Raw genomic sequence first — 5,569 nt, 5'->3', positions numbered from 1 at the left:
CGCGCGGGGCGGGGGAGGGGCGGGCAGGGGTGGCGCCGGGTCCTCACGGTGCCCCGCGGAGTGGGCCTTCCGGTGGGGGCGGGTGCTCGGCAGCGGGGTCGTGGACGCGGTGAGCGCCCCCGGCACCGCGAGGCTCGCCCGCGCCGTCGGCTCGGCCGGTACCTTCGCCGCCTCACGCACACTCAGGCACCCGGACAGCGCCGCGCCCGCGAGGGCGAGCAGTACCCCGGTGGCGGTTCTCGTCATTCGCACCCCGCCACTGTGCGGAGCCGCGCCCCGCCGCACCAAGCCGGAAGCGGCGAAGTCCACCCAACGAGTGGGGTGGTGGACGCGTGGGCGCTGACGCGCGCAGAGTGGGCGCATGACCGTGCTCGCCACCCTCGCCCGCCTCTACGTCGACGACCTCGGCACCGCGCTCCCCGCCTTCCGCGCCCTGACCGGCGAGGAACCGCGGCTCCGCTTCGCCCACCGGGACATCGAACTCGCCGTCACCGGCGGCTTCCTGCTCCTCGCGGGCCCGCCCGAGGCGCTCGCCCCCGTCCGCGCCACGCAGGCCACCGTCGTCGTGGACACGCTCGACGGCGTGCTCGACCGGTCCGCGCGCGAGGGCTCGGAGATCCTCGCCCCGCCCCGCGCCGTCCCCACGGGCCGCAACCTCGTCGTACGGCACCCGGGCGGCGCGATCATCGAGTACGTGGAGTTCGACGCCGCCACGCGCGCGGCGGCCGGCCTCCCGCGCTGACCCCGCCCGCCCGGCCCCGCTCACCGCCCCCGCCACACCTCCAGCACCGGCAGCACCGCGCGCAGGTCCGCGCCCTCCACCGCGTGGTCCGCCGCCGCGCGCGCGTGCGCCGAGCCGTTGAAGGCGATGCTCAGCCCGGCCGCGGCGAAGAGCGGCAGGTCGGAGCGGCTGTCGCCGATCGCCGCGCAGGCGGTGGGGGCGAGACCCAGTGCGGCGGCCCGGGCGAGAGCGGCGTCGCGCTTGTCGTGTTCGTCGAAGTGCCGCGCGACGCGCCCCGTGTACCGCCCGCCCGCGCGCGCAGGGCGCGGGCCGTCGTACGCCCGGAAGCCGAAACGCTCCGCCAGATACGCGCCGACCGGCGTCCACGCCAGCGTCGCGAGCACCGGGACGAGTCCCTGCCCCCGGCACCAGGCCACGGTCTCCGCGATCCCCGCGACGAGCGGCAGCGTCCGCAACAGCCCCGCCACCTCGCCCTCCGAGGCCCCCCGCCACCCGCGCGCGTCCAGCTCCGCGACCCGGCGGTTGTCCACCTCGCCCCGCGCGTACGCCTCCTCGGCCGCGACGAGCCCGCCGAGGTGGCCGAGCGAGGCGGCGAGGTGGGCGGAGGAACTCGTACCGGGCACGAGCGTGCCGTCGACGTCGAAGAAGACGGCACCGGCAGCGCGAGGAGCGGGCATGGGGCACACCCTGCCACGCCCGGCCGCGCGCCCCGTCCCGGGCCCGCTTATGCTGCGAGCGCGCCCGGAGCGGCGGGCAGCGGGCCCGCGCGGGCGGTGGCGGGAGGGCGGTGCCGTGAAGATCGCGTGCGTGGGGCTCGGGGACATAGCCGAGAAGGCGTACCTTCCCGTGCTCGGGACCCGGGCGGACACGGAACTGCTCCTGTGCACGCGGAACCCGGCGACCCTCGACCGGCTCGGCGCCCGCTACCACGTGCCGCCCGGGCGCCGGCACACCGACCTGGACGCGGTGCTCGCCGCGCGTCCCGACGCGGTGCTCGTGCACGCGGCGACGGAGGCGCACCCGGAGCTGGTGACCCGGCTCGTGGAGGCCGGGGTGCCCACCTACGTCGACAAGCCGCTCGCGTACGAGCTGAGGGAGTCGCGGCGCGTCGCCGACCTCGCCGAGCAGCGCGGCGTTCCGCTCATGGTCGGCTTCAACCGCCGGCACGCGCCCGGCTACGCCCAGTGCCTGGAGCACCCGCGCGACCTGATCGTGCTCCAGAAGAACCGGCACGGCCTGCCCGAGCGGGCCCGTACCTTCGTCCTCGACGACTTCATCCACGTCGTGGACACGCTCCGCTTCCTTGTCCCCGGCACCCCCGACGAGGTGCGTGTGCACGCCCGCGCGAGCGAGGACGGCCTCCTCTCGCACGTCGTGCTCCAGCTCGCCGGGCCGGGCTTCACCGCGCTCGGCGTCATGAACCGCGTGAGCGGTTCGACGGAGGAGGTGCTGGAGGTCTCGGGCCAGGACACCAAGCGGGTCGTGCGCGACCTCGCCGAGATCACCGACCACCGCGGCCAGCCGACGGTCCGCCGCCGCGGGGACTGGACGCCGGTCGCCCGCCAGCGCGGTATCGAGCAGTGCGTCGACGCCTTCCTCGACGCGGTCGCGAGCGGCACCCCGCTCAGCGCGCGCGACGCCCTGGAGACCCACGAGCTGTGCGAACGGGTCGTGCTGGCGGCACGGGAGGCGGGAGCGCGGGACTGAGACGCGGCGGTACGGAGGCGGGCCGCCCTCGCCCGGCCCGCACACACCCCGCAGACGCCTGAAGGCCCGGACATCCCTCGCGGCGATGCCGCTTCGGGATGCCCGGGCCGGGCCGCCGGCTGGGCCTCCGTCCCCACGTGGCTTCCGGCGTGTCCCCGGGCAGGCCCGCTCATGCGCGCCCGGGGAGTTCGTGGCCCGGTGCCGGAGGGGTGGTCTCCGGCACCGGGTGGGGTGTCACATGTGCACCGTGGGCGCGCTCTCGCCGTCGCCGGTGCTCAGGTCGGGGCGACCGCTGCGGTACATGAGCGCCGCGATGATCGCGCCGGCGGCGAAGAAGGCCGCCGACCACCAGTAGGCGGTCGAGTAGCTCTCCAGCTGGGCCTGGGCGAGGACGCCGGGGCTCGGCTTCTTGCCCACGAGGTAGCTGGTCGCGGCGCTCGCGGCCAGCGTGTTGAGCAGCGCGGTGCCGATGGCGCCGCCGACCTGCTGCATCGTGTTGACCGCGGCGGAGCCCGCGCCCGCGTCCTTCGCCGCGATGCGGCTCGTCGCGAGGCTCATCGCGGGCGGCATGACGAGGCCGAGACCGAGACCCATGAGGATCAGCGGCGGCAGCACGTTGGCCGCGTAGGTGCTGCTCAGGTCGAGGCCGGTCATCCAGACGAGACCGCCGGAGGCCATCAGCAGACCGACCGGGACGATCGGCCGGGGGCCGATGCGGGGCAGCAGCATGTTGGTCGAGAGCTGGGCCGTCACCATCAGGGCGCCGATCATCGGCAGGAAGGCGAGACCGGTCTTGACCGGCGTGAAGCCGAGCGAGGCCTGGAGGTAGTACGTCAGGAAGAGGAAGACACCGAACATGCCCATGCTGGAGATCGCCACCGTGATGAACGAGGCGCCGCGGTCGCGGTCCGCGAGGACGCGCAGCGGGAGCAGGGGGTGCGAGGTGCGGGTCTGCCACCAGGCGAAGACGGCGAGGACGACGACGGCACCGGCGAGGAAGCCCCACGTCATCGGCGAGGACCAGTCGTGGGTCTCGGCGTTCGAGAAGCCGTAGACGAGACCGAAGAGGCCGGCCGAGGCGAGGACCGTGCCGGGCAGGTCGAGCTTGGGGCGGTCCTTGGTGGCCTTGGCGTGGCCGAGGAAGAGGACGGCGCCGATCAGCGCGAAGACGGCGATGATCAGGTTGATGTAGAGGGTCCAGCGCCAGCTCAGGTGCTCGGTGAGCAGCCCGCCGAGCAGCAGGCCGATGCCGCCGCCCGCACCGGCGATCGCGCCGAAGATGCCGAAGGCGCGGGCGCGCTCCTTGGCGTCCGTGAAGGTCGTGTTGAGCAGCGCGAGCGCGGCCGGGGCCAGCAGCGCCCCGAAGACGCCCTGGAGGACGCGGCCCGTGACGAGGACCTCGAAGTTCTGCGCGGCGCCCGCGAGCGCGGAGGCGGCGGCGAAGCCGACGATGCCGGTGATGAAGACCGTCTTGCGGCCGAGGAGGTCGGCGAGCCTGCCGCCGAGCAGCAGGAGGCTGCCGAAGGAGAGGGCGTAGCCGGTGACGACCCACTGCCGGTTGCCGTCGCTGAAGTCGAGTGCCTTCTGCGCGGAGGGCAGGGCGATGTTCACGATGGTCGCGTCCAGGACGACCATCAGCTGGGCCAGGGCGATGACGACCAGCACCCACCAGCGGTGGTTCGAGGACTTCTCCGGTGTGGCCGCCGAAGTGCCGGCGGAGGCCGGCGACCGGTCCACCGGCTGACCGATGGTCTGTGTGGATTCACTCATGGACTGGTGCTCCAGGGCGCGTGGGAAACGCTGACGGGACGGGAACTGCGCCGGTGGGGCGGCGCGGGACGACGGGGCCCGTGAGCGGGCCACCTGGAAAACGAAACCGTTTCGTACACAACGGTAAGGGCTGCATCGAGCCGCTTCCAACAGCTTGCCTGGTGTGCAATGAGATGCGCGTCACCCGCGGTGACGCGGAATATCAGGAATACGCAGCTCAATGGGGGTGGATCGGGCGCGGACGGGGCGAGATGGTGAACGAAACCGTTTCGTTTTTTTACCTTCTCTTGGGGTGATGGGCGCGTCGTCCCCCGTGTCCCGGGGCGCGGCGCACCCGGCCGTACGGCGTGTCCCCGGCGGGCGGCGCGCTTGGGCCGTGCGTCGCGCCGATGCTCGTACGCTGCGCGGATGAACGAGACGATCGTGTTCGACATCGGCGAGACCCTGGTCAAGGACGACCGGTACTGGTCGGGCTGGGCCGACTGGCTGGGCGTGCCCAGGCACACGGTCTCCGCGCTCGTCGGCGCCGCGGTGGCGGCCGGGGGCGACCACGACGACGCGCTGCGGCTGCTGCGGCCGGGCATCGACGTCGCCGGGGCCCGGCAGGCGCGCGACGTCGTGGGCAGGGGCGAGTACCTGGACGAGAGCGACCTCTACCCCGACGTGCGCCCCGCCCTCGCGGCGCTGCGCGAGCGCGGCCACCGCGTCCTCGCCGTGGGCAACCAGACCGCGCGCGCGGGTCAGCTCCTGCGCGACCTCGATCTCCCCGTCGACCTCCTCGCCACCTCCGAGGAGTGGGGACTCGCCAAGCCCTCGCCGGACTTCTTCGCCCGCGTGCTCAAGGAGGCGGGCACGGAACCCGCCGAGACGGTCTACGTGGGCGACCACCCCGCGCACGACGTCTTCCCCGCGAAGGCGGCCGGGCTCCGCGTCGCCCACCTGCGCCGCGGGCCGTGGGGGCACTGGTGGGCGGACGACGCCACGGTGCGGGCGGCGGCCGACTGGAGTGTGGACTCGCTGACCCGCCTGGAGGCGGCCCTGCGCGCGTGAGGCGCGTCGCCCCCGCCGTCACGTTTTCCGCACCGCTTGCCCCGCACAGCGGGACAACTCCCTTACGCCAAAATACTTTTGAGGCGCAAAAGTATGTGCCAATGTGGAGCGGCGGGCAGCAGACGACGACCTGGGGGAGACGCGGTGCCCAACGGACCGGAGCCGGGAACGACGAAGTACGCGGAGCGGACGCTCCACCTCGCCGAGCGGGCGAGGACGGCGGCACGCGTGCCGGAGCCGTGGCCGCGCTGGTTCGCCCCCGCGCGCGGGGTGCTCGGCGCGGCGGTCTTCGCCCTCGGC

At 74.3% G+C, this 5,569-nt stretch carries 5 protein-coding genes and 1 pseudogene; 3 read left to right on the top strand and 3 right to left on the bottom strand.

Going from position 1 to position 5,569, the window contains the following annotated elements; all coding sequences use genetic code 11:
* Positions 1–246: pseudogene (locus tag G3I42_RS36810) on the bottom strand (hypothetical protein); the annotation flags it as partial.
* Positions 247–361: 115 nt separating this feature from the next.
* Between G3I42_RS36810 and G3I42_RS03870 the strand changes: the two are divergent.
* Positions 362–742, top strand: a complete 381-nt coding sequence (locus G3I42_RS03870) for a hypothetical protein (protein ID WP_164282436.1) — start codon at positions 362–364, stop codon at positions 740–742.
* Positions 743–762: 20 nt separating this feature from the next.
* On the opposite strand, the gene G3I42_RS03865 is transcribed toward G3I42_RS03870, so the two are convergent.
* Positions 763–1,419, bottom strand: coding sequence for a haloacid dehalogenase-like hydrolase (locus G3I42_RS03865; RefSeq protein WP_164282435.1), 657 nt, complete (start codon positions 1,417–1,419; stop codon positions 763–765).
* 115 nt (positions 1,420–1,534) lie between these two features.
* Between G3I42_RS03865 and G3I42_RS03860 the strand changes: the two genes are divergently transcribed.
* Positions 1,535–2,449: a Gfo/Idh/MocA family oxidoreductase gene (locus tag G3I42_RS03860; protein ID WP_164282434.1), complete on the top strand. Its 915-nt coding sequence runs from the start codon at positions 1,535–1,537 to the stop codon at positions 2,447–2,449.
* Between the two features lie 234 nt (positions 2,450–2,683).
* On the opposite strand, the gene G3I42_RS03855 is transcribed toward G3I42_RS03860, so the two are convergent.
* A complete protein-coding gene (locus G3I42_RS03855; protein WP_164282437.1) occupies positions 2,684–4,186 on the bottom strand; it encodes a DHA2 family efflux MFS transporter permease subunit in 1,503 nt (500 codons plus the stop codon).
* Positions 4,187–4,627: 441 nt separating this feature from the next.
* Here G3I42_RS03855 and G3I42_RS03850 point away from each other — a divergent pair, with 441 nt between their 5' ends.
* The gene (locus tag G3I42_RS03850) at positions 4,628–5,269 is read left to right on the top strand and encodes an HAD family hydrolase (protein WP_164282433.1); all 642 of its coding nucleotides are present in this window, start codon (positions 4,628–4,630) and stop codon (positions 5,267–5,269) included.
* Positions 5,270–5,569 lie beyond the last annotated feature (300 nt).

Origin of the sequence: Streptomyces sp. SID11385, assembly GCF_010548245.1 — a bacterium.
Classification (GTDB): domain Bacteria; phylum Actinomycetota; class Actinomycetes; order Streptomycetales; family Streptomycetaceae; genus Streptomyces.
This window is presented reverse-complemented; position numbering and strand designations above follow the sequence as displayed.